This window comes from Streptomyces sp. NPDC046122 (assembly GCF_056429965.1).
On record NZ_JBWKLQ010000008.1, the window covers coordinates 284,720 to 308,776 of the forward strand.

The 24,057-nt window shown below is 71.9% G+C and carries 21 protein-coding genes and 2 pseudogenes; 6 read left to right on the top strand and 17 right to left on the bottom strand.

Annotation, left to right across the window (positions count from 1 at the left end; genetic code table 11):
* Positions 1–10 precede the first annotated feature (10 nt).
* Together AC07FK_RS22840 and AC07FK_RS22845 are read left to right on the top strand one after the other, a co-directional pair.
* The gene (locus AC07FK_RS22840; RefSeq protein WP_479106798.1) at positions 11–730 is read left to right on the top strand and encodes an ABC transporter permease; all 720 of its coding nucleotides are present in this window, start codon (positions 11–13) and stop codon (positions 728–730) included.
* A gap of 268 nt (positions 731–998) precedes the next feature.
* Positions 999–1,303: pseudogene (locus AC07FK_RS22845) on the top strand (hypothetical protein); the annotation flags it as partial.
* A 2-nt stretch (positions 1,304–1,305) separates the two neighbouring features.
* On the opposite strand, the pseudogene AC07FK_RS22850 reads toward AC07FK_RS22845, so the two are convergent.
* From AC07FK_RS22850 to AC07FK_RS22905, 12 genes and pseudogenes are all read right to left on the bottom strand, one after another.
* Positions 1,306–1,584: pseudogene (locus tag AC07FK_RS22850) on the bottom strand (DUF488 domain-containing protein); the annotation flags it as partial.
* Between the two features lie 13 nt (positions 1,585–1,597).
* Positions 1,598–2,875, bottom strand: a complete 1,278-nt coding sequence (locus tag AC07FK_RS22855; protein WP_479106764.1) for a CynX/NimT family MFS transporter — start codon at positions 2,873–2,875, stop codon at positions 1,598–1,600.
* Positions 2,876–2,926: 51 nt separating this feature from the next.
* Complete coding sequence (locus tag AC07FK_RS22860) at positions 2,927–3,601, bottom strand: FadR/GntR family transcriptional regulator (protein WP_479106765.1); 675 nt, start codon at positions 3,599–3,601, stop codon at positions 2,927–2,929.
* Positions 3,602–3,808: 207 nt separating this feature from the next.
* Complete coding sequence (locus tag AC07FK_RS22865; protein ID WP_479106766.1) at positions 3,809–4,642, bottom strand: HAD family hydrolase; 834 nt, start codon at positions 4,640–4,642, stop codon at positions 3,809–3,811.
* Entirely contained in the window at positions 4,639–5,928 is a 1,290-nt protein-coding gene (serS, locus tag AC07FK_RS22870; protein WP_479106767.1) for a serine--tRNA ligase, read from the bottom strand. Before serS ends, AC07FK_RS22865 begins: the two co-directional genes overlap by 4 nt.
* Before the next feature lie 689 nt (positions 5,929–6,617).
* Positions 6,618–7,553: a prephenate dehydratase gene (gene pheA / locus AC07FK_RS22875; protein WP_479106768.1), complete on the bottom strand. Its 936-nt coding sequence runs from the start codon at positions 7,551–7,553 to the stop codon at positions 6,618–6,620.
* A 61-nt stretch (positions 7,554–7,614) separates the two neighbouring features.
* Positions 7,615–8,874, bottom strand: a complete 1,260-nt coding sequence (efeB, locus tag AC07FK_RS22880) for an iron uptake transporter deferrochelatase/peroxidase subunit (RefSeq protein ID WP_479106799.1) — start codon at positions 8,872–8,874, stop codon at positions 7,615–7,617.
* Positions 8,875–8,915: 41 nt separating this feature from the next.
* Positions 8,916–10,814: a copper resistance CopC/CopD family protein gene (locus AC07FK_RS22885; protein WP_479106769.1), complete on the bottom strand. Its 1,899-nt coding sequence runs from the start codon at positions 10,812–10,814 to the stop codon at positions 8,916–8,918.
* Between the two features lie 11 nt (positions 10,815–10,825).
* Entirely contained in the window at positions 10,826–11,278 is a 453-nt protein-coding gene (locus tag AC07FK_RS22890; protein WP_479106770.1) for a copper chaperone PCu(A)C, read from the bottom strand.
* Positions 11,275–11,937, bottom strand: a complete 663-nt coding sequence (locus AC07FK_RS22895) for an SCO family protein (RefSeq protein WP_479106771.1) — start codon at positions 11,935–11,937, stop codon at positions 11,275–11,277. The genes AC07FK_RS22890 and AC07FK_RS22895 overlap by 4 nt, the downstream gene beginning before the upstream one ends.
* Positions 11,938–11,974: 37 nt before the next feature.
* Positions 11,975–12,721, bottom strand: a complete 747-nt coding sequence (locus tag AC07FK_RS22900; protein ID WP_479106772.1) for a YcnI family copper-binding membrane protein — start codon at positions 12,719–12,721, stop codon at positions 11,975–11,977.
* 115 nt (positions 12,722–12,836) lie between these two features.
* A complete protein-coding gene (locus AC07FK_RS22905) occupies positions 12,837–13,640 on the bottom strand; it encodes a hypothetical protein (RefSeq protein WP_479106773.1) in 804 nt (267 codons plus the stop codon).
* A 180-nt stretch (positions 13,641–13,820) separates the two neighbouring features.
* Here AC07FK_RS22905 and AC07FK_RS22910 point away from each other — a divergent pair, with 180 nt between their 5' ends.
* Positions 13,821–14,276, top strand: coding sequence for an ATP-binding protein (locus tag AC07FK_RS22910; protein ID WP_479106774.1), 456 nt, complete (start codon positions 13,821–13,823; stop codon positions 14,274–14,276).
* Positions 14,277–14,341: 65 nt separating this feature from the next.
* On the opposite strand, the gene AC07FK_RS22915 is transcribed toward AC07FK_RS22910, so the two are convergent.
* Together AC07FK_RS22915 and AC07FK_RS22920 are read right to left on the bottom strand one after the other, a co-directional pair.
* Positions 14,342–15,796, bottom strand: coding sequence for an aminopeptidase P family protein (locus AC07FK_RS22915; protein WP_479106800.1), 1,455 nt, complete (start codon positions 15,794–15,796; stop codon positions 14,342–14,344).
* A gap of 103 nt (positions 15,797–15,899) precedes the next feature.
* Positions 15,900–17,402: a PP2C family protein-serine/threonine phosphatase gene (locus tag AC07FK_RS22920; RefSeq protein WP_479106775.1), complete on the bottom strand. Its 1,503-nt coding sequence runs from the start codon at positions 17,400–17,402 to the stop codon at positions 15,900–15,902.
* A gap of 448 nt (positions 17,403–17,850) precedes the next feature.
* Between AC07FK_RS22920 and AC07FK_RS22925 the strand changes: the two genes are divergently transcribed.
* The gene (locus AC07FK_RS22925; protein ID WP_479106776.1) at positions 17,851–18,573 is read left to right on the top strand and encodes a bifunctional DNA primase/polymerase; all 723 of its coding nucleotides are present in this window, start codon (positions 17,851–17,853) and stop codon (positions 18,571–18,573) included.
* A 284-nt stretch (positions 18,574–18,857) separates the two neighbouring features.
* The gene (locus AC07FK_RS22930) at positions 18,858–19,382 is read left to right on the top strand and encodes a hypothetical protein (RefSeq protein ID WP_479106777.1); all 525 of its coding nucleotides are present in this window, start codon (positions 18,858–18,860) and stop codon (positions 19,380–19,382) included.
* A 205-nt stretch (positions 19,383–19,587) separates the two neighbouring features.
* Here the strand turns inward: AC07FK_RS22930 and AC07FK_RS22935 are convergent, their stop codons facing one another.
* From AC07FK_RS22935 to AC07FK_RS22945, 3 genes are all read right to left on the bottom strand, one after another.
* Positions 19,588–20,586, bottom strand: a complete 999-nt coding sequence (locus AC07FK_RS22935) for a DUF5926 family protein (RefSeq protein ID WP_479106778.1) — start codon at positions 20,584–20,586, stop codon at positions 19,588–19,590.
* A 241-nt stretch (positions 20,587–20,827) separates the two neighbouring features.
* Entirely contained in the window at positions 20,828–21,385 is a 558-nt protein-coding gene (locus tag AC07FK_RS22940) for an ATP-binding protein (RefSeq protein ID WP_479106801.1), read from the bottom strand.
* A gap of 95 nt (positions 21,386–21,480) precedes the next feature.
* Positions 21,481–22,299 (bottom strand): glycerophosphodiester phosphodiesterase, encoded by an 819-nt coding sequence (locus tag AC07FK_RS22945; protein ID WP_479106779.1) that lies wholly within the window; start codon positions 22,297–22,299, stop codon positions 21,481–21,483.
* Positions 22,300–22,522: 223 nt separating this feature from the next.
* Here AC07FK_RS22945 and AC07FK_RS22950 point away from each other — a divergent pair, with 223 nt between their 5' ends.
* Complete coding sequence (locus tag AC07FK_RS22950; RefSeq protein ID WP_479106780.1) at positions 22,523–24,043, top strand: S1C family serine protease; 1,521 nt, start codon at positions 22,523–22,525, stop codon at positions 24,041–24,043.
* Positions 24,044–24,057 lie beyond the last annotated feature (14 nt).

Below are 24,057 nucleotides of genomic sequence, written 5' to 3' on the forward strand. Positions count from 1 at the left end.
TGCAGCGATGATCTACGAACCCACAGTCGCCCGGCTCACCTACCGGGCCCTCCTCGGCCGCCGCAGGGCCGCCGTCCTCTTCGTCCTGCCGGCCCTGCTGATCGCCATCGCGGTCGCGGTGCGGCTGCTGTCCGGCGCGGACGACCAGATCGCGTCCGACGTCCTGGGCGGTTTCGCGATCGCCACGATGGTCCCGCTGATCGGCGTCATCGCGGGGACCGGCGCGATCGGGCCGGAGATCGACGACGGCTCGATCGTCTACCTGCTCGCCAAGCCGGTGAAGCGGTCCACGATCATCTTCACCAAGCTGATCGTCGCGATCGCGGTGACGATGGCCTTCTCCGCGATCCCCACCTTCGTCGCGGGCTGGATCCTGAACGGCAACGGCGGACAGATCGCCATCGCCTACACGGTCGCGGCGCTGGTGGCCTCGATCGCGTACAGCGCGATCTTCCTGCTGCTCGGTACGGTCAGCCGCCACGCGGTGGTCTTCGGACTCGTCTACGCGCTGGTCTGGGAGACGCTCTTCGGCAGCCTGGTCCCCGGCGCGCGCACGCTCAGCGTCCAGCAGTGGGCGCTGTCCCTGGCCGAACGCATCGGCGAGAACGGCACCATCGCCTCGGACGTCGCCCTGCCGACGGCGACGGCCCTGCTGGCGACGGTGACGGTGGCGGCGACCTGGTACGCGGGCCAGAAGCTCCGCACGCTCAAGCTGGCGGGCGAGGAGTAACCGGAACACCCGAATCCGTCAACCCCCGCCCGGTGGGCGGGGGTTGACGCGCTTCCGCGTGACTGTACGGTTGTCGGCTCGTTGTTCCCTGTGCGTGGAGGCAACTGGAATCTGATACGTCGAGCGTTCGTGAAGTCGGGGATCGCCGGTACCGGAACGGATCCGGGCCGGTCACCAGAGTGAGCAGCCACCTTGAGCGCCCTCCGCCCCCAAGAAAGCCCGGGGACAGGGCTGTCCATCGTCGGCTCCACGAACGGAAGGCATGCCCATGCCATCAGAAGTCGCCCTGCTCGAATCGCGAACCATGCGCGACGAGCACCTGGGGCGCGTCGACATCCTCGACAAGGTCAAGGCGCTTGTCATGCTCCCAGACGGTATTCACATGCGCACAGATGATGTGGCCCGGTACTTCGAGGTATCCACAGTCACCCTGCGGAGGCTCACAGACCGGCACCACGAGGAGTTCACCGAAAACGGCATGCGCACCCTCCGGGGCGCTGACCTGCGGTCCTTCCATAGCGACATGATGTCGCTATGGGGAGACCGGGGGCGGAAAGTTATCCACAGGTGGCCGCCTTCGCGAGCGTGCGGCGCAGCTCGTCCAGGGCCGCCGCCGCCTCGGGGGCGCAGAGCTCGGACTCGTACCGCCGGGCGAACTCCTCGAAGTCGCCGGACGAGGCGTGGTACCAGCGGCGCAGCTCCGTCGACGGAGTGAGGGCCTTCGGCCACTCGTCCACCCGCGCCGTCTCCTTGCTCAGGCCGCGCGGCCACAGCCGGTCGACCAGGACGCGCGTACCGTCGTCGGCGGACGGCTGCTCGTACACCCTGCGCACACGTACATCGGGTTCGGTCACGGGGACCAGCCTGCTACACCTTGCGGTCGCGCGCCGCGAACAGGCCCACCACCAGGGCCGCCGCGCACACCCCCAGCATCAGGGCGATCGGCACCGTCCAGCTTCCCGTCGCCTCGTACACGGCGCCCGCGGCCAGCGGGCCGGCCGCCGCCAGCAGGTACCCCACCGTCTGCGTCATCCCGGACAGCCGGGCCGCCGTCACCGCGTCGCCCGAGCGCAGCACGATCAGCGTCAGCGCCAGGCCGACCGCACCGCCCTGGCCGACGCCGAGCACCGCCGACCAGAGCCAGGCGCCGGAGACCGGGGCGAGCATCAGACCGGCGTAACCGGCCGCGACCATCGTCGTGACCAGCACGATCAATGGGCGCTGGCCGCGCATGCGCCCGGCCAGCAGCGGCACGACGAACGCGCCCGCGACCTGGACGAGGTTGTTGAAGGCGAAGACCAGACCGGCCGTGGAGCGGCTCATTCCGTGATCGGTGAAGATCGTCGGCATCCAGGCGATCAGGACGTACGACCACAGCGACTGCAGCCCCATGAAGAGCGTGACCTGCCATGCCAGCCCCGACCGCCACACGCTGCGGCCACCCGCGCCGGCGACGCCGCCCCGGGGCGGCGCGACGCGCACCGTGTGCCCCGTACGGCCCCGGGCGATCAGCACCTGCGGCAGCCACGCCACGGCCGCGACCACGGCGAGCAGCGACCAGAACGCCAGCGACGCCTCCCAGCTGCCGCCGAACGCCTTCTCCAGCGGCACCGACGCGGCAGCCGCGACCGTCGCACCCGCGATCATCGCCCCGGTGTAGACCGACGTCATCGAGGCGGCCCTGTCCGGGAAGTCCCGCTTGATCAGACCTGGCATCAGGACGTTGAGCAGGGCGATCGCCAGCCCGATCAGCAGGCTGCCGGCGTACAGCGCCGACACCGCCGGCACCACCCGCACCACGATCCCCGCACCCAGCAGCAACAGCGCGCACAGCAGCACCACTTCGGTCCCGAACCGCCGCCCCAGCCAGGGCGCCACCACCGCGCCGACACCGAGGAACAGCACCGGCACCGACGTGACCAGGCTGCCGGCCGTCGACGACAGCCCGAACGTCCCGCTGATCTCGCCCACCAGCGGCGACGCACTCGCCAGCGCCGCCCGCATGTTGACGGACGCCAGCACGATCCCGATCAGCAGCACCACCGGACGGGCGAGCAACGCCCGTCGCGCGGCGGCTCCCCGGGGCGACGGCCGTACGCCGGCCTCGGCGTCCAGGAGCAGTTGACCGGAATCCGGGCGTGACAAGACGAGCGCCTTTCGAAGGAGGGGAGTCGTGGGAAGGAGAGGGGGAGAAGGTCAGCGGGTGATCAGGGACGTCACCACGTCGATCGGCGCCTGGAGCACAGCGCGCGCGGCCCGTTCCGCCGCCGCCGGGTCGCCTGCCTCGATGGCGTCGATCAGCGCCCCGTGCGCGGCCAGGTCGATCGGCGGCATCTCGCGGTCGCCGAGCGAGGTGACCAGCGTTTCGTGCACCTGGGCGGAGAAGAAGCGGTACACCTCGGTGAAGGCGGCGTTGTGCGTGGCCTCGACGACGCCGAGGTGGAAGGCCAGGTCCGCGTCGGCCGCCCGGTCGCCCTGCTCGTGCAGCTCGCCGAGGACGCGGCGCAGCGTGCGCAGGTCCGCCTCGTCGCGCCGTACGGCCGCCAGCCTCGCCGCCTCGGCCTCCAGCGCGACCCGCAGCTCCAGCACGTCCAGTACGTTCGCGTGCCGCATCCCGCGCAGCACGGCCGCCGGATCGGCGGCCGACCGTACGAACGTGCCGTTGCCCTGGCGCGATTCGAGCAGCCCGGCGTGCGCCAGCACGCGCACCGCCTCCCGCACCGTGTTGCGGCCGACGCCGAGCTGCTCGGCGAGGTCGTGCTCGGTGGGGATGCGGTCGCCGACGGCCCACTCGCCCTCGGACAGCTGCGCCCGCAACTGCTCCACGACGGTGTCCACCAGGGACTGCCGTCCCGCTGCCCGCAGCGCCATGCCCGCCTCCGTGTCCCGATTCCGGCCCTTCGCGCCCCCGAAGAAATCACCCGGTTGCCCAGTCATCCTACAACTCGGAAAATAAGATGACGCCGTCCGCGGAGCCCGGCACACTGGGTGACGCACCACTCACGGGGGAGGGGTGTTGGCCGGTGACATTGCCGACCTGGCCAACACCCGCCGCCGACGAGGCGCGGAAGAAGGACCTCAGCCGCTCAGCAGCTGTTCCAGGACGACCGCGATGCCGTCGTGGTCGTTGGACGCCGTGATCTCGTGGGCCACGGCCTTCAGCTCGTCGTGCGCGTTCGCCATCGCGACGCCGTGCGCCGCCCAGCCGAACATGGGGATGTCGTTCGGCATGTCGCCGAAGGCGATCGTGTCGGCGGCTTTCAGCTTCAGCCGCCGCGCCGCCAGCGACAGGCCCGTCGCCTTGCTCAGGCCCAGCGGAAGCAGCTCCACCACGCCCGCACCCGCCATGACCACGTCGACCAGGTTGCCGACCGTCTGGCGCGCGACCCGCGCCAGCTCGTCGTCGCCCAGGACCGGGTGCTGGATGTAGACCTTGTTCAGCGGCGCCGACCACAGATCGGACGGGTCCGTGAGGTCGACGTACGGCAGCGGGCCTTCCTGCACGCGGTAGCCCGCACCGACCAGCACCTCGCCGTCCAGGCCGTCGCGGCTCGCCGCCAGCGCCAGCGGGCCCGTCTCCGCCTCGATCTTCGACAGCGCCAGCCCGGCCAGCTGCCGGTCCAGCGTCACGGAGGTCAGCAGCCGGTGCTCGCCGGCGTGGTAGACCTGCGCGCCCTGACCGCAGACCGCGAGACCCTCGTAACCGAGGTCGTCCAGAATGTGCCGGGTCCAGGGGACCGAGCGCCCGGTGACGACGATGTGGGCCGCGCCCGCCGCCGTGGCGGCGGCGAGCGCGTCGCGCGTACGGGCCGAGACCGTGTCGTCGGAGCGCAGCAGCGTCCCGTCGAGATCGGTCGCGACGAGCTTGTACGGGAAGGAGCGCGGCCCCGTGGTGCCGGTGGCGGTACTCACTTGGAGAGCGGCTCCAGCGTCTCGCGCCCACCGAGGTACGGACGCAGCATCTCGGGCACCCGCACGGAGCCGTCCGCCTGCTGGTGGTTCTCCAGGATCGCCACGATCGTGCGCGGCACGGCGCACAGCGTGCCGTTCAGCGTCGCCAGCGGCTGGAGGACCTTCTTGCCGTCGCGCGTGTCGCGCATCCGGACGGACAGGCGGCGCGCCTGGAACCCGTCGCAGTTCGAGGCGGAGGTCAGCTCGCGGTACTTGCCCTGCGTCGGGATCCACGCCTCGCAGTCGAACTTCCGCGAGGCGGACGAGCCGAGGTCGCCGGTCGCCACGTCGATGACCTGGAAGGGCAGCTCCAGGCCGGTCAGCCACTGCTTCTCCCAGTCCAGGAGCCGCTTGTGCTCGTTCTCCGCGTCGGACGGGTCGACGTACGAGAACATCTCGACCTTGTCGAACTGGTGCACCCGGAAGATGCCCCGGGTGTCCTTGCCGTACGTGCCGGCCTCGCGGCGGAAGCAGGGGGAGAAGCCCGCGTACCGCAGCGGCAGCTTGTCCGCGTCGATGATCTCGTCCATGTGGTACGCCGCGAGCGGCACCTCGGACGTGCCGACGAGGTAGTAGTCGTCCTTCTCCAGGTGGTACACGTTCTCGGCGGCCTGGCCGAGGAAGCCCGTGCCCTCCATGGCGCGCGGGCGGACCAGCGCCGGCGTGAGCATCGGGATGAAGCCGGCCTCGGTGGCCTGCGCGATCGCCGCGTTGACGAGGGCGAGTTCGAGGAGGGCGCCGACCCCGGTCAGGTAGTAGAAGCGCGAGCCCGACACCTTGGCGCCGCGCTCGACGTCGATGGCGCCGAGCGCCTCGCCGAGCTCCAGGTGGTCCCTGGGCTCGAAGCCCTCGGCGGCGAAGTCGCGGATCGTGCCGTGCGTCTCCAGGACGACGAAGTCCTCCTCGCCGCCCACCGGCACGTCCGCGTGGACGATGTTGCCGAGCTGGAGAAGGAGAGCCTTCGCGGCCTCGTCGGCCTCGTTCTGCTCGGCCTCGGCGGCCTTGACGTCCGCCTTGAGCTGCTCGGCCTTCTTGAGCAGCTCGGCGCGCTCCTCCGGAGTGGCCTTGGGGATCAGCTTTCCGAGCGACTTCTGCTCGGAGCGGAGGTCGTCGAAGCGGACGCCGGACGACCTGCGCCGCTCGTCGGCGGAGAGCAGGGCGTCGACGAGGGCGACGTCCTCTCCACGGGCGCGCTGGGAGGCGCGAACACGGTCGGGGTCCTCACGGAGCAGGCGAAGGTCAATCACCCCACCAGGCTACCCGCGACCGGTTCCGTCGCTCGACCTGATATCGCATTGCGTGGCGCTTTGCCCGTATTGCGCAAATTGGCGATGGTGGAAGGCGGGTGGAGGACGTCCGTCCGGCAGCCGTCCGCACGCGTCAATAAAATGGGCGCTATTCCCCGAATCAGGGCACATTCCGGTCGCTCTCTTGACGCTTTTCCCTTGCGCCGGGCGGGAGTTGGCGACCCTGTTGTCCACAGGAATGCGCATCCCCGCAGACTTATCCACAGGCTGTGCGAAAGATCTGTGGATGCCGGAAGGGATCGTTCCGAAAGGTGTGTGAAGGGCCGAGGATTCCCGGCCCAAACCCTCTTCACACACTCATTCGGGTGGGAATTACTCGCTCTAAAGAGTTGATCAATGGAATTGGGGTGACAGAGCCCGACCTGCCGTCCTGTGGACGGAAGGGTTACCTCTGAGCAGATTTGTCGACGATGTCGGGTTGCGTTGTCGACTTGTCCCCAGGTCGAGACGCAAGCCTGTGGACAACTTCTGTGGACAACGCAAATCTGCAGGTAGGACTGGCGGCCGGAGACGCCCGGGGACCCGCCTCCGGCGCGCCGACCCACCCCCGGCGCGCGGACCCGCCCGTCACCCCGCCCGGTACACCCCGACCCGTACAACCCGACCCGTACAACCCGCGCCCGCGACCGTCAGGCCCGGCCGTCCTGGCTTCGCGCCAGCCAGTCCGCCGCCGCCACGAATTCCGCGTCGGAGGTGCCCGGCCGCAGCGCCCGCACGTCCTCGACCGCCACCCCGGCACGCGGATAGGAGCCGAGGAACCGCACGTTCGGACACATCCGCTTGAGGCCCATCAGCGCCTCGCCCACCCGCCGGTCCGCGATGTGTCCCTCGGCGTCCACGGCGAAGCAGTAATTGCCGATGCCCGCACCCGTCGGCCGCGACTGGATCAGCATCAGGTTGACGCCGCGCACGGCGAACTCCTGGAGCAGTTCGAGCAGCGCGCCCGGGTGGTCGTCGCCCAGCCACAGGACCACCGACGTCTTGTCCGCCCCGGTCGGCGCCGCCGGCCTGGCCGGCCGCCCCACCAGCACGAACCGCGTCTGCGCGTTCACCTGGTCGTGGATCTCCGTGACGAGCGGGACGAGGCCGTACCTGGCCGCCGCGAACTCGCCCGCGAACGCCGCGTCGTACCGGCCCTCCTGAACCAGTCGCGCGCCGTCGGCGTTCGACGCCGCCGACTCCCACAGCGCGTCCGGCAGGTGCGTCCCCATCCAGTTGCGCACCTGCGGCTGGGCGGCCGGGTGCGCGGTGACCGTCTTGATGTCCGAGAGCTTCGTGCCGGGACGCACCAGCAGCGCGAAGCTGATCGACAGCAGCACCTCGCGGTAGATCATCAGCGGCTCGCCGGACGCCAGCTCGTCGAGCGTGGCGGTGATGCCGCCCTCGACGGAGTTCTCGATCGGTACGAGCGCGGCGGCGGCCTCGCCGTTGCGGACGGCGTCTAGGGCGGCCGGTACGGACACCATCGGGACGAGTTCCCGGGTGGCGGCTTCGGGGAGCGTGCGGAGGGCGACCTCGGTGAAGGTGCCTTCGGGACCGAGATAGGCATAGCGCGTTGCCGACATACGGTCACCTTAATGCGCCGTACGGGAGGGCCGTGCGGAACAGCGGGCAGCCCCGGGACCCTCAGCCCTCCAGGAGCCGCTGCCCCACGTACTCCCCCTCGCGCGCCCCGCCGGGGACGGCGAACAGCCCGCTGGCCTCGTGCCGGACGAACGGCGAGAGCGCGTCCCCCCGGTCCAGCTTGCGCTGCACCGGCACGAAGCCGCGCAGCGGGTCCGCCTGCCAGCAGACGAAGAGCAGCCCCGCGTCCGGAGCGCCGTCCGGGCGGATCCCGTCGTGGTACGAGAACGGCCGCCGCAGCATCGCCGCGCCGCCGTTCTGCTCGGGCGCGGAGATCCGGGCGTGGGCGTTGGCGGGGATGACCGGCCTGCCGTCGGGGCCGGTCTTCTCCAGGTCCAGTGCGGTGGTCTCGGTGCCGCCGGTCAGCGGCGCCCCGTCGCTCTTCTTCCGGCCGATGACCTTCTCCTGGTCGTCGCGCGCCAGCTTCTCCCAGTCGTCGAGGAGCATGCGGATGCGGCGTACGACGGCGTACGAGCCGCCGGCCATCCACGCGGGTCCGTCGCCGCCGCCGTCCGCCGGTACGAAGATCCGCCGGTCGAAGTCGCTGTCGGACGGCTTCGGGTTGCCGGTCCCGTCGATCTGTCCCATCAGGTTGCGGGCCGTCATCGGCCGCGCGGTCGCGCCGGGGGAACGGTTGAACCCGTTCATCTGCCACCGCACCCGGGCGGCGTCCCCGGCCTCCTTCTGGATGGCGCGCAGGGCGTGGAAGGCGACCAGCGCGTCGTCGGCGCCGATCTGCACCCACAGGTCGCCGTCGCTGCGCCGCGGGTCGAGGCGGTCGGAGGAGAAGTCGGGCAGCGGGTCGAGCGCGGCGGGGCGCCGGGCGTTCAGTCCCGTACGGCCGAAGAAGGTGCGGCCGAAGCCGAAGGTGACGGTCAGGGAGGAGGGGCCGGCGTCGAGCGCGACGCCGGTGTCGGGGTCGGCCGCCCCGGCGAGGGGCCGGCCGGCCGTCATCCTGCGGGCCGCTTCCGACCAGCGCCGCAGCAGCGCCGCGGCCTCCTTGCGGCCGGCGCCGGGGGCCAGGTCGAAGGCGACGAGGTGGCCGCGGGCCTGGAGGGGCGTGGTGATGCCGGCCTGGTGTTCGCCGTGGAAGGGGACGGCGGTGGACCCGAGGGACGTGAGGGCCCTGCCGCCGGGGACCGCTTCGGAGGCGGTGGCGGCGTACACCGTGGCTCCGCCGGTGGCGCCGAGTACGAGGCCCGCGGCGCCGGCCGCGCCGGCGGTGCCGAGCAGCCGCCTTCTGGAGATGTCGCTGTCGCGCACGTCGTCGTGTACGCCGCGCCCGTGGTTGTCGCTCACGCCGGTCAGCCGATCTTCACGTTCTTCTTGACGGTCACTTGGTCGATGTCGGAGGTGCGCACGGTGAGCTGGATCTCCCAGGTGCCGGGCATGGGGATCTGCACGCCGCTCGCGCTCCAGTGTCCGGTGGCGATCCGGTCGGGGGCGGCGGGCAGCGGACCGATCTCCTTGGCGGTCTCGGTGAACGCGACCTTCACCTCCGGCGCGTCCATGGCGCGCCCGTTGGGCCGCTCCAGCCACACGTGCAGGGCGTTGGCGCCGGAGCGGGCGGGGTCGAGTTCGACGCGCGCGGTGCCCTTGCCGTCCTCGCCCCCGGTGTCGAAGGGGATGCGCACCTCGACGGGACCGGCGGGAGCGGCGGCCGCCGTCCCGTCGCGGCCGGCCTCCTTCTCCTGGGTCCGTCCGGGCTCGGTGCTCGTCAGTACGGTCGTGACGGCGAGCAGCACCACGGCGACCGCGGCCTCGGCGAGCACGGAGCGGCGCAGTCCCAGGCGCTGCGGGTCGGCGTCGCGCACCCGCTTCACGCGCGCGGTGGCCACGGCGGCCTTCTGGCGGGCGAGCTGGGCGGCCCGTTCGGGGTCCGCGGGCACGGTGACGGGCTCGGGCTCCTCGGCACTCTCCTCGCCGGCCGGGTCCGCCGCGGAGGTGTCCGCGGCCGCCTGCCCGGCCAGTCGTCCCGTCCACCGGCGCGACATCCACGCGAGGCCGACCAGGACGGCCACCAGTCCGATCTTGACGAGCAGGAGCCGTCCGTAGGCGGTCCCGGTCAGGGCCGACCAGGAACCGACCTGCCGCCAGGACTGGTAGGCGCCGGTCGCGGCCACCACGGCGACGCTCGCGAAGGCCACCCGGGAGAAGTTCCGTACGGCGTCGCGCTCGATGCCCGGCACCCGGTAGAGGGCGACGAGCAGCGCGGTGAGGCCGCCGAGCCAGGTCGCGACGGCCAGCAGGTGCAGTACGTCGACGGGCATGGCGATGCCGGGCTGGAGCCCGGTCGACGCGTGTTCGGAGAGTGCCCAGGTGGCGGCGATGCCGGCGGCCAGGACTCCACCGCCGAGGGTGAGCCCGAAGGTGAGGTCCTTCTTCTCCTCGGCGTCCTCCCTCTTGGCGTACGCGCCGAACAGCACGGCGACGAAGAGAGCCGCCGCGCCGAGCAGCAGCAGCCGTGAGACGAGCGACGCGCCGGTCTTGGTCTCCAGGACGGCTTTGAGGCCGCTCAGGTCGAAGGCGTCGGCGAGCCTGCCCGACCCGGTGTAGGGGGCGCGCAGCAGCAGCATCGCCAGGGTGGACGCGGTGAGCGTGATCCAGCCCTGTACGACGAGGCGTTGCAGCGGCCGCTCGGCCGCGCCCCGGTGCCAGCAGGACAGGACGAACGCGCCGCCGCCGACGAGCAGGATGAAACCGGCGTACGCGGTGTAGCGGGCGATGCCGTACAGCGCGCCGACGAGGCCGCCGCCGGCGGTCTGCTCGGGCAGGGCGACGGTGGTCTTGGAGGGGGCGCCGACGGAGAACGTGAAGGCGCCCGAGATCGGGTGGCTGTCGGCGGAGACGGCCTGCCAGGCGACGGTGTACGTGCCGTCGGGCAGACCGGTGTGCAGGGCGACGCCGTACTGGACGACGCCGCCGCTGCTCATGTCCTTCACCACGCCCTTGTCGGAGCGTTTCCCGCTCGGTTCCAGGACGCGGATCGAGTCGTTCCCGAGAGCGATCTTCTCGGAGAACGTGAGGGTGACGTGCCGGGGCGCGGTGGCGACGACCGCCCCGTCCTTCGGGTTGCTTCCCGTGAGCGCGGCGTGCGCGGACGCGGGTGCGGCTCCTGCGAACAGGGTGGCGAGGAGTGCCGTGGTGACCAGCAGCAGTCTGGTCACCACGGCTGCTCCGAAGCGCGGGGCGGTTGCCGGCATGGGTCAGTCCCTCACTGCTTCTCGGGGTTGTGGGTGGGCTCCTTCACGGGAAGCTCGGCCTTGACGGTGCCGGCCTTCTCGAAGTGCAGCTCCACGGCCACCGTGTCGCCCTGCCGGGGCTTCCTCTTCAGCTCGAGGAACATCATGTGGTTCCCGCCGCGCTCCAGGTCCAGTTCCCCGTTGGCCGGGACGTCGAAGGCCGCGACCCGGCGCATCTTCTGGTCCTTGGTCTCGTGGATCTGGACCTCCCCCGCGATGTCGCTGGTGACGGAGGTGAGCCGGTCCGCGGTGTCGCCGTCGTTGCGGACGGTGAGGAAGCCGGCGGCCATGTCGTCCATGACGGGCTCGGGCATGAAGGCCCCGCTGACGCTCAGCTCGGGCGCGCCGCCGTCGGAGGAGCAGCCCGCGAGCGCGAGGGCCGCGGCGAGCGCGGTGGCCGTCGCGAGGGCGGTGCGGCGGCTCACGGGTTCTTCCCCTGCACGAGCGCGGGGAGGTCCTTGATGTAGTCGTCGGCGCTGGTGTCCTCGCTGTAGAGGACGTAACCGGCGTCGGTCTTCGGGGAGAAGGCGACGACCTGGGCGCCGTGCATGGAGACGACCGTGCCGTCCTTCTCCTTCTTCGGCGGGTCGATGCCGATGCCCATCTGGCGGGCCCCGGCCTGGATGGTCGGGAAGTCGCCGGTGAGGCCGGTGAAGGCGGGGTCGCCCGCGCCCTTGAGCCACGTGCCGAGCGCCCGGGGGGTGTCCCGTTCGGGGTCGGTGGTGACGAAGACGACCTGGAGCTTCTCGCGGTCGGCCTCGGGGAGCTTCTTGTAGGCGATGGCGATGTTGCTCATCGTCAGCGGGCAGACGTCGGGGCAGTTGGTGTAGCCGAAGTAGATGAGCGTCGGCTTGCCCTTGGTCCGCTCCCGCAGGTCGTACTTCTCGCCCTCGGTGTCGGTGAGGACGAGGTCCGGCTTCTCGAAGGGCCGGTCGAGTACGGTCGCCGCCTTGTCGGCGGCGGGGGTGGAGACGTCGGTGACGGGCCTGGAGCCGCTGTCGGCCTTGTCGCCGCCGCAGGCGGTCAGGGTGAGCGCGGCCGTGGCGGCGAGCGCCGCCACGGCCAGCGCGTTCTTCTTGCGCATGGAGAGGTGTCCCGGTGGTTCGGTGGGGGATGGGGCGTCAGGACGTGCGGCGGCGGCCGGCGAGCACGCCGAAGGCCACCCCCGCGGCGCCGACGACGATGCCGAGGACGGCGAGGACGCGGGCGGTCGTGTCGCTGCCGGAGGCGTCGTCGTGCGCCGCGGCGGTCTCGCTCTTGTGGCCGGCGTCGTCGGCCTTGTCGCTGTCGCCGTCGCTCTTGTCGCCGGCGGCGCCGTGGTGGTCGTCACCGGCGGGCTCGGACAGTTCGAGCACGGGCGCGGGCGCCTGCGGCTCCTCCTCGCCCTCCTTGGGCTCCTCGATCCAGCGGACGACTTCGTCGTTGTCGTACGTCTGGACGGCCTTGAGGACGAGCCGGTCGGTGTCCTCGGGCAGCTGGCCGAGGGAGAGCGGGAACTGCTGGAACTCGCCGGGGCCGATCTTCCCGCCGGTCCAGGTGACCTTGGAGACGGCCTCGTCGATCTCCTTGCCGTGGACCTTGAGCGGCTTGTCGAGCTTGGTCTTCGTGACGTCGGTCTTCCAGCCGGGCACGGGCTGCGGCATGACGGACGACAGCGGGTGGTCGGTCGGGAAGGACACTTCGAGCTTGACGGTCGAGGCGTTGTCGCGCTCGTTGGGCACCTTCACGTTGACGGTGGCGTAGCCGCCCTTCGCGGCGGGCCCCACCGGCTGTACGCCGACGTGTGCGAAGGCCGTTCCCGCGCAGAGCAGGACGGCGGAAGCGGCGGCGGCGGCGACGGAGACGGCGGACGTACGGATCACGTTCATGCTGGGAGCACTCCACGGAGCAGAGGTGAATGAGGCCCCGGCGCACGGGTGCGCACCGGAGTCGCGGCGCCGCTCCCGTGGTCCGTGCGTGAGGTACGCCGGGGAGTGCGCCGCGTCAGGCTGCGAGTACGAGCTCCGTGGCGGGCGGACCGCGCCTGATCACCGTGTGCTGAAGGGCGTCCCCGGAGGGCCGCAGGGACGTGACGAACGGGGTCCGCGGGGTGCGCGGCCCGCGCACGGGCGTTCCCGGGAGCGGGCCGGCGCCGAGCGACCGTACGAGTGCCATGGCTGCGCGCAGCGACCGTACGAGCGCGCCCTCCGCGACACCGTGGGCCGACAGGGCGACCAGCCGGGACAGCGCCGTCTCGCCGCGCCGCAGGAGCCACCCGGTGGCGACGGCGGCCAGCAGGTGGCCCAGCAGCATCGGGAGGGTGGGCAGCAGCCCGGCGGCCGGTTCGACGGCGCCCGCGTGGTGCGCGGTGTGCGCGACGTGCTGCTGCGCCGCCTGTACGGAGGCGGGGTCGATGCCCGCCTCGGTGATGACGCGGCGCGCTTCGGCGGTGCTGAGGGGAAGTGCCCCGGCGCCGCACACGAGTTTCGCGGCGAAGGCCCGCAGCGAGGTGTCGGTGGCCGCGCGTTCCAGGGCCGGGCTGTGCTGGCCGAGGCCGAAGAGGGTGTGCAGGGCGAGCTGTCCGCAGGCGAGCGCGGCGGCGATGGCGGGCATCGGGCGGGCGCGTCCGGCGAACGGCGCCACCAGGCCGAACACGGCGGCGCCGCCGAGTGCCAGCGTCCACCAGGGGACGGTGTCGCAGGACGCCACGGCGTGTCCGATCGCGGACAGCACGACACAGACCGCGGTGAACACCGCGGTCCTCAGCAGCCGCGAACCGGCTCCGGCGCGTGCGACGGACGTAGACATGGCCCCGACATCATCGCATTGCGTCCACGGCATTCCTACGGCAGGTCCCGGGGCGTATACACCGGCACAAGGAGTGTGCGCGTCGGCCGAATGAGGGCTATCACGTTGACTCCACGCTTATGAACGGTTGCGTGCGGCAATACGTATCCGTATGTCGAGCCGCAGCCAGGAGGCTGGAGCATGAGCATCTGGTGGTCTCTGCACTTGCGGCGCGAAGCCGCGAGCGTCCCGCTCGCCCGCCGCCTTCTGCTCGGCGCGATGGAGACGGCGGGGGTGGATCCGGACATCTCCTACGACCTGTCGGTCGCGCTCAGCGAAGCCTGTGCGAACGCGGTCGAGCACGGCGGGGACGATCATTCGGGAACGCCATCCGCGGAATATCGCGTGACCGCTTATCTGGACGGCGAGAAATGCCGTATTGAGGTCGCCGACTCCGGGCCGGGCTTTCCTCCTTCGCGCCGGGGGCACCGCGCCGCACTCCGCCCCGCGCAGACCTCGGAAAGCGGCAGAGGGCTGTGCCTGATCGAGCAGCTCGCCGATCACGTTCATTTCCGGAACAGGCCGGGGCAAGGGGCCGTGGTCAGTTTCGACAAGATCCTGAAATGGCGCGAGGGCGCACTGCTCAAGGTGTCCTGAGGTCCCTGAGCGGTGCGCCCCCGTGCGGGGCTGCGGTGGTGGTGGCGGGGCGCGGTGGCGGCGCGTCAGCCCTGCTTGACCCGCGCCATCCAGCTCTCGACCTCGTCGGAGCGGCGCGGCAGCGCGGCCGAGAGGTTCCGGTTGCCGTCCTCGGTGACGAGGATGTCGTCCTCGATGCGCACGCCGATGCCGCGGTACTCCTCGGGCACGGTCAGGTCGTCCGCCTGGAAGTACAGGCCGGGCTCCACGGTCAGGCACATGCCCGGCTCCAGCGTTCCGTCGGCGTACGCCTCGCGCCGGGCGGCGGCGCAGTCGTGGACGTCCATGCCGAGCATGTGGCCGGTGCCGTGCAGGGTCCAGCGGCGCTGGAGGCCGAGCTCCAGCACCTTCTCCACGGGTCCTTCGACGAGGCCCCACTCGACGAGCTTCTCGGTGAGCACGCGCTGCGAGGCGTCGTGGAAGTCGCGGTACTTCGCGCCGGGCTTCACGGCCGCGATACCGGCCTCCTGGGCCTCGTACACCGCGTCGTAGATCGTGCGCTGGAGGTCGGTGAACGTGCCGTTGATGGGGAGGGTGCGGGTGACGTCGGCGGTGTAGAGGGTGTGGGTCTCCACGCCGGCGTCGAGCAGCAGCAGGTCGCCGGAGCGTACGTCGCCGTCGTTGCGCACCCAGTGCAGGGTGGTGGCGTGGGGTCCGGCGGCGCAGATGGAGCCGTAGCCGATGTCGTTGCCCTCGACGCGGGCGCGCAGGAAGAAGGTGCCCTCGATGTAGCGCTCGCTGGTCGCCTCGGCCTTGTCGAGGATCCTGACGACGTCCTCGAAGCCGCGGACGGTCGAGTCGACGGCCTTCTGGAGCTCGCCGATCTCGAACTCGTCCTTCACGGCGCGGGCCTCGGAGAGGTAGACGCGCAGTTCCTCGTCGCGCTCGGCGGTGACCTTGTCGGTGAGCGCCGCCTCGATCCCGGCGTCGTGGCCCCGCACGCAGCGGACCGGGCCGGTGGCCTCGGTGAGCGCGGCGGCCAGCTCGCGGACGTCCTTGGCGGGGATCCCGAGGAGCTGCTCGGCCTCGGTGAGGGAGTGGCGGCGGCCGACCCACAGCTCGCCCTGGCCGTCGAGCCAGAACTCGCCGTTCTCGCGGTCGGAGCGGGGCAGCAGGTAGACCGTGGCGTCGTGGCCGCCGTCGGCCTGCGGACGGGGTTCCAGCACGAGGACGCCGTCCTGCGTCTGGTCGCCGGTGAGGTAGGCGTACTCGGTGGAGGCGCGGAAGGCGTACTCGGTGTCGTTGGAGCGGGTCTTGAGGTTGCCCGCGGGGATCACCAGGCGCTCGCCGGGGAAGCGGGCGGACAGCGCGGCGCGGCGGTCGGCGGTGTGGGCCGCCTGCGCGATGGGCTCCAGTCCGTGCAGTTCGGTGTCGGCCCAGCCGGTCTTCATGTTCTCGGCGAGCTCGTCGGAAACGCCCGGGTACAGGCCGTTCTTCCGCTGCTTGATCGGCTCTTCGGTCTCTTCCGGGGTCTCCGGCATGAGCTCTTCGGACACGACTGTCTCCTCGATACGACACTGGACCGCCCTCCATCGTATGTGCGACGGGAAGGCGGCCCGGGGCCCTGTGGAGGACTGTGAGGAATCAGTCGAACCGTGCGGCGAGCAGGACGATGTCGTCGGCCGAGTCCGCGGTGTCGGCGCCGTCCGGCAGCACCGTGCGCAGGACGTGGTCGGCGATGGCGTCGGGGTCGTCGCGGTCGGCCCTGGGCACGCTCGCGGCGGCGGCGTGCAGCCGCGCGAAGGCTCGGTCCATGGGGTCGCCGGTGCGCTGGAGCAGCCCGTCCGTGTAGAGGAGCACCGTTTCTCCTGGTGCGGGCGCGAGTTCCACGCTCGGCGCCTCCCAGCAGGACAGCATGCCGAGCGGCGCGGAGAGCGAGGTCTCGACGTACTCGGTGCGCCGGTCGCTCACGATCAGCGGGGGGCTGTGTCCGGCGCCGGCCAGCACGATCTTGCGCCGGGCCGGTTCGCAGTAGGCGAAGAGGGCGGTGGCGGACCTGGCCGGTTCGGTGAGCCGCAGCAGCAGCTCCAGGTCGGACAGGACGGCGACGGGGTCCTCGCCCTCCATCACGGCGTACGCCCGCAGGCTGGCCCGCAGCCGGCCCATGGCGGCGACGGCGCTCGGCCCCGATCCGGAGACGGAGCCGACGGCCAGGCCCAGGGCGCCCTCGGGCAGCGGCAGGGCGTCGTACCAGTCGCCGCCGCCGCGCGGTCCGGTGCGGTGGCGGGCGGCGAGCCGCACTCCGGCGACGCGGGGGAGCCTGCTGGGCAGCAGTTCCTCGGCGACGGTGGCCACTTGGGCGCGGGCCTGCTCCAGTTCGAGCAGCCGGGCGAGGTGTTCTGCGGCGTAGCGGGCGTAGAGGCCGGCGAGGTGGCGACGGCGTTCGTCGGGTTCGGCCGGTTCGTCGTACAGCCAGACGGCGGCGCCGAGCCGTCCGGCCGCTTCGGTGGCCAGGGGCAGGGCGTAGCTGGCGGCGTATCCCAGGCGGGCGGCGACTTCGCGGTGGCGGGGGTCGAGTTCCGGCTCGCCGAAAAGGTTGGGGTGGGCGATCTCGCGGGGGCGGGGGCTGCCCGGGATGCCGTCGAGGAGCCGTCCGTACGACGTGGAGCCGCGCGGGACGGTCTCGATGTGGCCGAGATCCGCGCGGGCGAGGCCGAGGCCGACGGTGGTGGCCGGACCGAGGCCGCCGGCCGGTTCGAGCACGACGAGGCCGCGGCGGGCGCCCACGAGGGCGGCGCCGGCGCGCAGCAGTTCGTCCAGAGCGGTGTCGAGCGCGCGGGTGCGGACCAGGCGCTCGGTCAGCTCGTGGAGGGTGGTGAGGTCGGAGACCCAGCCCGCCAACCGGTCCTGAAGGACCGCTCCGGCGGCGGCGGGTGGGGCAGGGGTCGTCGGGTGGGGCGCGACAGTGTGGGCGGGGGTCGGAACCAGTGGATCGATTCCGGCCACTTTCGGCACGTGCGGGGCGCTCATGATCGCGAGCTTTCCAGCTGGTGCGTTTTGCTCAATAGCATCGCAAACCCCCATGTCATTCTGCGCCGCTATCAATGCATCCACATGTACACGCACAAGTAAGGGGATGTCCAGCATTGTCAACGTGGGACTGTTGGTGTCTGTGGGATAGCCAACTTGGCCTAAAAATGCCACACACGGCAATAATTTGCGGTCGACTGAGGGCGTTCGACAGCGCGTCATATCGACCGTGACGGGTACGTAATCGGTGATGGCCAGGGGCAGTTGGGACCGCCCCGGAACCTGGCGGCGGACCTGGGCGTCTTAACCGCCGTGGGCCGCGCCCCATCCCCGAGTAGCGGGACAGCACACCTGCGGATCTCCGACGGATCAGTACAGCGCCATGCGTGCGCCACCCTCCGCTACGTTTCCCGCCCGGCCCCTACGGGCTGCCCGTGCCGCAGGCTGATATCGCGGCGACGCACCACCGGTACGCAGTTCCAGTACGTGACGTGCACGCTCAGTGAAGATATGCGCACAAGGTGTGATATGGACCTCGGCGTTCAACGGAAAGGAACGAGCGCTCATGCGCGAGATCCCCGGAAGGCGACGCAGGCTCCCGTTCGGGCGGAATGAGGGGCCTGCCCCACTCGGCGCGGCGCTGACCTGCGCCACCGTCTGGCAGTGGCCCGTGCTGCCCGGTGTGGGCCTGGCGGCGCCGGGCAGCCACGGCGGCCCCGGACGGGCCTGTGCCTGTCCCGATCCCGAATGCGCGGTACCCGGCGCGCACCCCTTCGACCCCGGCATCCTGGCGGCCACCACCGACGCCCGCATGATCCGCTGGTGGTGGGCCAACCGCCCGGCGGCGCCGGTCCTGCTGGCCACCGGCGGTTCGGCGCCGTGCGCGCTCAGCCTCCCCGCGGTCGCCGGTGCGGTGGCGCTGAAGGCGCTCGACGGCATGGGCATGCGCCTGGGGCCCGTCGTCGCGACGCCGACGCGCTGGGCGCTCCTGGTCGCCCCGTACTCCCTGGAGCGGCTCGGCGAGCTGCTGTACGCCAAGGACCGGGTGCCCAGTTCGCTGCGGTTCCACGGGGAGGGCGGCTACCTGGTGCTGCCGCCGTCCGGTACGGGGGCCGGCCAGGTGCGGTGGGAGCGGGCACCCGCCGCGGGTCCCCGGCGCCGCCCGAACCGGCGGGAGGCCGTCACCGGATCGGCCGCGCCGTGGCTGCCGGACGTCGAGGCGGTCGTCGACGCGCTGGTCGCGGCGAGCAACGGCGCACCCGACGGGGGCAGCCGGCTCGCGTACTGAGCTGGGCGCGTGCACGCGAGGACCGGCGGGGGCGGAACGCGGTGACGCCCCCGCCGTCTCGCCCGGGCGGCGCGCCGGTCGACTGGGTCCGGTGACGCCCCGGTCGCCGTGCGGGTGACGCCCGCCGGATCTCACTCGTACGGGTGTGAGCGGGGCCGTGTTCCGGGCAATCGGGTGCGCGGCTCCCGTCCCGCACGTCATCCGTCGATATCTTCGGCCCACCGTCAAGAATTTCCGGCTGCACGCCGATGTACTGACAGGTGGGACCCGCCTTGAATCTCCGCATGACCGGGCTCGCGGCCGCCGTCGTGTTCACCGTCCTGCTGCCCCTGGCGGGCGCGTCGGCACGACCCGAACCGGAACCGGAACCGGAATCCGCGCCCGGACCCGCCCCTGTGCCGGCCGACGCGAAGGCGGCTCCCCCGGGTCCCGCAGCGCCCCCCTCGCCGCATTCCCCGCAGGACACGTCCGCCCGCTGCGGCCCCGAGCTCAGCTCCCCGGAGGGCGTCGAGGCCCAGACCTGTGTGCTGTCCGGGGGCCGCAGCACATGGGCGCGTACGTACTACCGCAATGCCACGGGCGCGGAGCTCCGGTCCGTCGTACTCGCCCTCATGGGGCCCGCGGGCCGGACCGTCCAGATGTTTTGCGCGGTGGGCGCGGAGGACGAACCGGGGGTGTGCGAAACACCGCGTGAGCGTACGCGGGGAAAAGCCGGTGAATACGCGGCGGTCTCGGAGTTCGCGGCGGCGGGAGACGGCCCGCTGCTCCTGCGCTCCGGCAGCAACTCGGCCACGCCTGCGCCCCGTTGAGCGTCCGATACGGCTCGCGGCGGGGCGGGGATACAGAAAGACCCGGTCGCTGGCGACGGGGGATGCACCAGCGACCGGGCACTTAGAACGGTAACAAGAGATCTGCGGTTGGCAAATTCGATCTCCCTTATTCAGACAGGGATTTACCTGTCGATAGGGGGGTTGTGACGGGAGTCACCGATCGACCGACAGAAACCGCGTCCGTTCAGCTGAGCGTGACCTGGCGATTGGTGAGACCGCCCCGTGCGCGGCGCTCCTCCGGGGTCAGCGGGGCGTCGGAGGCGAGGGCCGCGGCGAGCCGCTCGGCGAACTCCGCGGCGGGCTTCTCGATGTCCTGCGCCTTCGTTCCGCTCGGCAGGTCCCAGACCGGAACCATCACGCCGTGCGCCCGGAAGGATCCGACCAGGGGGGTCCCCCCGTCCCGCAGCGGAACGGCGCCCTCGCCCAGCGACGACGTGCCGGCGGCGTGCAGGCGGGCGAGCGCGTCGAGGAGCTGGTCCTCCCCGTGCGGCATGACCCAGCGCAGGTGGTTCTTCTCGGGCGTCTCGCACCAGTACGCGGCGTCGACGCCGGAGAGCCGGACGGTCGGGATCGCTGCGGCGTTGGCACGTTCGAGGGAGGCGCTCACCTCGGGCGTGGCGTTCTCCGCGTCGGGAACCCAGAACTCGAACCCGGCGTGCACCTGCGGCTCGAACGGCGCGTCCGGGTCGAGCAGGTCCTGGAGGCGCGGACCGTCGGCCGGGGCGCGCTCGGCCGCGACCGGCGTGCCGGGCTCGGCGGTCAGCGCGCGCAGCAGGGTGTCCGCGAGGTCGCGGCTGAGGTCGCCGGAAGGCGTGTCGTTCTGCAGGCCGAGGAGCACGGACCCGTCGTCACGGCGCAGTGCCGGCCAGGCCATCGGGAGGACGGTCGCCAGCGTGACGGAGGGGACGCCCTCGGGCAGCCCGTCCTTCAGCGTCAGCCGCACCGTCGCGGCGGGCACCAGCTCGCGCAGCGCGACCCAGTCGCACTCGCCGGCCAGGCCCTCGAAGGGGCGCTGGACGAGTTCGGTGACGGCGTGCGCGGCAGCGCGGCCGTGGCACGCCTTGTAGCGGCGGCCGGAACCGCACGGGCAGGGCTCGCGGGCCCCGACGACGGGCACCTCCCCGTCGGTCACCTGAGCCTGCGGCTTGGTTCCCCTTGCGGGCTGGGGGCGCTTCTTGGCCATGGCGTGGCTTCTCCCGTTCACGGCAGTGCTGTGTCGGGCGCGAGCCTAGTCGCTGGACCGGTCCCGACGGCCACCGGCGAACGCCGACGGCCGGCGGCGAACACGGGGAACGGTGGGCGTCACCGGCCCGGGGCGGCTCGCAGCCGCCGCGCACCGCCGTCGCCGGCCGACGCGGCCCCGGCCCGGGCCGTCGGTCGAGCTGTCGGCCTGAGCCGTCGGCCCGGGGCTCTCGGGCGTGCCGTCAGCCGAGGTCGTCGAAGGGGTCCGCGAAGTCCAGCCCCGGGACCGCGACGCGCGTAACGAAGTCCTCGCGCCGGTGTCCGTCGGTGACGTCGACCCACACCGTGACCTCGCCGGCCGCGTTGTCCCGTACGCCCCAGTCCTGAGCCAGTGCCGTGATGATGTTGAGCCCGCGGCCGCCGCGTGCGGTGACCGAGGGCGTGGCTGGAACCGGTCGGGTCGGACCGCCTCCGTCCGTCACTTCGACGGTCAGCCTGCCTGTCGAGTCGACGCGCCATGCGGCGCGCACGTCACCGTCACCGACCTCCGCCTGGCCCAGCGGCCTGCCATGACGACAGGAATTGCTGAGCAGTTCGGACAGGATCAGTACGGCATCGTCGATGACCGAATCGGACACCCCGTTTCCGCGCAGTTCGTCGCGCATACGGCGTCTTGCCTCGCCCACGCCCGCAGGGCCATGGGGTACGGCCATGCTCGACGACGTGGGCACTTCCCGTGCCACCACCAACGCCACCCCCGAGACCTCCTTCGCCCCACGCCAGGGAGTGAATGCCCCAATGGCCTGGACCGGAAACCGGCCAAGCGCCGGTCAGTGACGCACTCGGAACGGTCGAACACGGAACGAACGCGCCGGTGCACTCCCTGTGACAGGTTTCAAAGACGGCCGAGCTGGGACAAAACCTGCTTCGGACGGTTCGTGATGATGGCGTCCACCCCCAGGCGCACGCACAGATCGACATCCTCCGGCTCGTTCACCGTCCACACATGCACCCGGTGGCCCGCGCGGTGCAGCCGCGCGATGTACCCGGGGTGGTTGCGGACGATGCGGATGCCGGGGCCCGCGATGTGCGAGCCGGCCGGGAGCCGCCCGTCGCGCAGGCGCGGCGAGACGAACTGCATCAGGTAGACGGTCGGGAGGGTGGGTGCGGCGGCTGCCACCCGGTGCAGCGAGCGGGCCGAGAAGCTCATGACCCGCACGGGCGAGGGCTCGCCGGCCACCGGGGCGTCCAGTCCGAAGCGCTTCAGCAGGTGGAGCAGCCGTTCCTCGACCTGACCGGCCCAGCGGGTGGGGTGCTTGGTCTCGATGGCGAGCTCGACGCGGCGGCCGGCGTCCGACACCAGCTCGAGGAGCCGTTCCAGCGTCAGCACGGAGGTGAACTCGCCGGGGACCTGCCCCCGGGCCGGGTCCCAGTCCGGGGCCTCGGCGCTGTCGCGCCAGGACCCGAAGTCGAGGGCGGCGAGGTCGGCCAGTTCGAGGGCGGAGACGGCGCCGCGGCCGTTGGACGTGCGGTTCACCCGGCGGTCGTGGACACAGACGAGGTGCCCGTCGGCGGTGAGCCGTACGTCGCATTCGAGGGCGTCGGCGCCGTCCTCGATCGCCTTCACGTACGCCGCCAGGGTGTGCTCGGGGGCGTCCTCGGAGGCGCCGCGGTGAGCGACGACCTGAATGGTGTCCTGTCGTGCGTGGGTCACGGCGTCATGGTGTCACCGCCGAGGGGCAGGCGGAAAAACGAGTCCGGACGGCGATTGCCCGACCGCTCCGGGGATGCGACCGTTTTGACCGAAGTAAAGGATGTCCAGTGGATGCACAGGAACCGCTTACGGTCCTCTGATGTGCGGTGGGAAAAGCTGACAGCGGACACTTGCAGAGTGACGACGTGACCGAAAACGACGTGGGACCGAGGAGAAGAGAGCTGTGAGCACCGAGAACGAGGGCACTGCGGTTCCGGCCGCCCCTTCAGCACCTCCCGTGCCGGTGGCCGCTCCCGGGCCCGCCTCCGACTCCACGGGTACGAACGCCCCGGACGCGCACTCCGCGGCGCGGGGACAGGAGCCGACGCCCCCCGCCGCCGACCCGGCCCCCGCCCAGCCTGCGCACACCCCCACCACGCAGGGCGGTGCGCAGGGTCCCGGGACCGAGGCGCAGCCGGGCTACATGCCGGTGCCGCAGCCGCAGCAGCACGGGCCCGGGCCGACGGCCGGGGTGGCCGGCGGCGGATGGCCGCCGCCTCCCCCCTCGCACCCGTACGGCGGCGGCAGCGGCGGCCCCGGGTGGGGCGCGCCCATGGCGCCCGTGCCCCCCGGCCCCCGCAAGAACCGCGCCGGCGGCCTGGTCGCCGCGGTGCTGGCGGCGGCGCTGGTCGCGGGCGGCGTCGGCGGCGGCATCGGGTACTGGGCCGCCGAGCGCAACGACGGCTCCGCCGACTCCACCACCGTCTCGGCGTCCGGCAACACGAAGAACTTCAAGCGCGACGCGGGCACCGTCGCGGCCGTCGCGGCCAAGGCGCTGCCGAGCGTCGTCACCATCGAGGCGCAGGGCGGCGACGGCGAGGGCGGCACGGGCACGGGCTTCGTCTACGACGAGCAGGGCCACATCGTCACCAACAACCACGTGGTGGCGTCCGCGGCCGACGGCGGCGCGCTGTCCGTCACCTTCTCCAACGGCAAGAAGTACGACGCCGAGGTGGTCGGGCGCGCGCAGGGTTACGACGTCGCCGTACTGAAGCTGAAAAGCGCCCCCGCGGGCCTCGCCCCGCTGCCCCTGGGCGACTCCGACAAGGTCGCCGTCGGTGACTCGACGATCGCCATCGGCGCGCCCTTCGGCCTGTCGAACACGGTCACCACCGGCATCATCAGCGCCAAGAACCGCCCGGTGGCCTCCGGTGACGGCCAGAACAGCAAGGCGTCGTACATGAGCGCCCTGCAGACCGACGCCTCGATCAACCCGGGCAACTCCGGCGGCCCGCTGCTCGACGCGAGCGGCGCCGTCATCGGCATCAACTCCGCGATCCAGTCCGCCGGTACGGGCGGCTTCGGCCAGTCCCAGGCGGGCTCGATCGGCCTCGGTTTCGCGATCCCGGTGAACCAGGCGACGACGGTCGCCAAGCAGCTCATCAAGACCGGCGAGCCGGTCTACCCGGTGATCGGCGCGACGGTCTCCATGGACCCGAAGAGCGACGGCGGCGCCGTCATCGCGGAGAGCGGTACGGGCGGCACGGCGGCGGTCCCGTCGGACAGCCCGGCGGGCAAGGCGGGCCTGAAGGCGGGCGACGTCATCACGAAGCTGGACGACCGGGTGATCGACAGCGGTCCGACCCTGATCAGCGAGATCTGGACGCACCAGCCGGGCGACAAGGTGACGCTGACGTACGAGCGCGACGGCAAGACGTCGACGGCCGAAGTCACCCTGGGCCAGCGCGAGGGCGACGACAGCTGACGTAGGCTGTGCTT

Coding starts and splice junctions, on each gene's coding strand:
- AC07FK_RS22935 (WP_479106778.1), bottom strand. CDS start 20,586: ATGGCCAAGAAGCGCCCCCAGCCCGCAAGGGGAACCAAGCCGCAGGCT.
- AC07FK_RS22900 (WP_479106772.1), bottom strand. CDS start 12,721: ATGAACGTGATCCGTACGTCCGCCGTCTCCGTCGCCGCCGCCGCCGCT.
- AC07FK_RS22920 (WP_479106775.1), bottom strand. CDS start 17,402: ATGCTGGACATCCCCTTACTTGTGCGTGTACATGTGGATGCATTGATA.
- AC07FK_RS22905 (WP_479106773.1), bottom strand. CDS start 13,640: ATGTCTACGTCCGTCGCACGCGCCGGAGCCGGTTCGCGGCTGCTGAGG.
- pheA (WP_479106768.1), bottom strand. CDS start 7,553: ATGTCGGCAACGCGCTATGCCTATCTCGGTCCCGAAGGCACCTTCACC.
- AC07FK_RS22895 (WP_479106771.1), bottom strand. CDS start 11,937: ATGCGCAAGAAGAACGCGCTGGCCGTGGCGGCGCTCGCCGCCACGGCC.
- AC07FK_RS22925 (WP_479106776.1), top strand. CDS start 17,851: ATGCGCGAGATCCCCGGAAGGCGACGCAGGCTCCCGTTCGGGCGGAAT.
- AC07FK_RS22910 (WP_479106774.1), top strand. CDS start 13,821: ATGAGCATCTGGTGGTCTCTGCACTTGCGGCGCGAAGCCGCGAGCGTC.
- AC07FK_RS22885 (WP_479106769.1), bottom strand. CDS start 10,814: ATGCCGGCAACCGCCCCGCGCTTCGGAGCAGCCGTGGTGACCAGACTG.
- AC07FK_RS22860 (WP_479106765.1), bottom strand. CDS start 3,601: ATGGCGCTGCGGGCAGCGGGACGGCAGTCCCTGGTGGACACCGTCGTG.
- AC07FK_RS22930 (WP_479106777.1), top strand. CDS start 18,858: ATGACCGGGCTCGCGGCCGCCGTCGTGTTCACCGTCCTGCTGCCCCTG.
- AC07FK_RS22915 (WP_479106800.1), bottom strand. CDS start 15,796: ATGCCGGAGACCCCGGAAGAGACCGAAGAGCCGATCAAGCAGCGGAAG.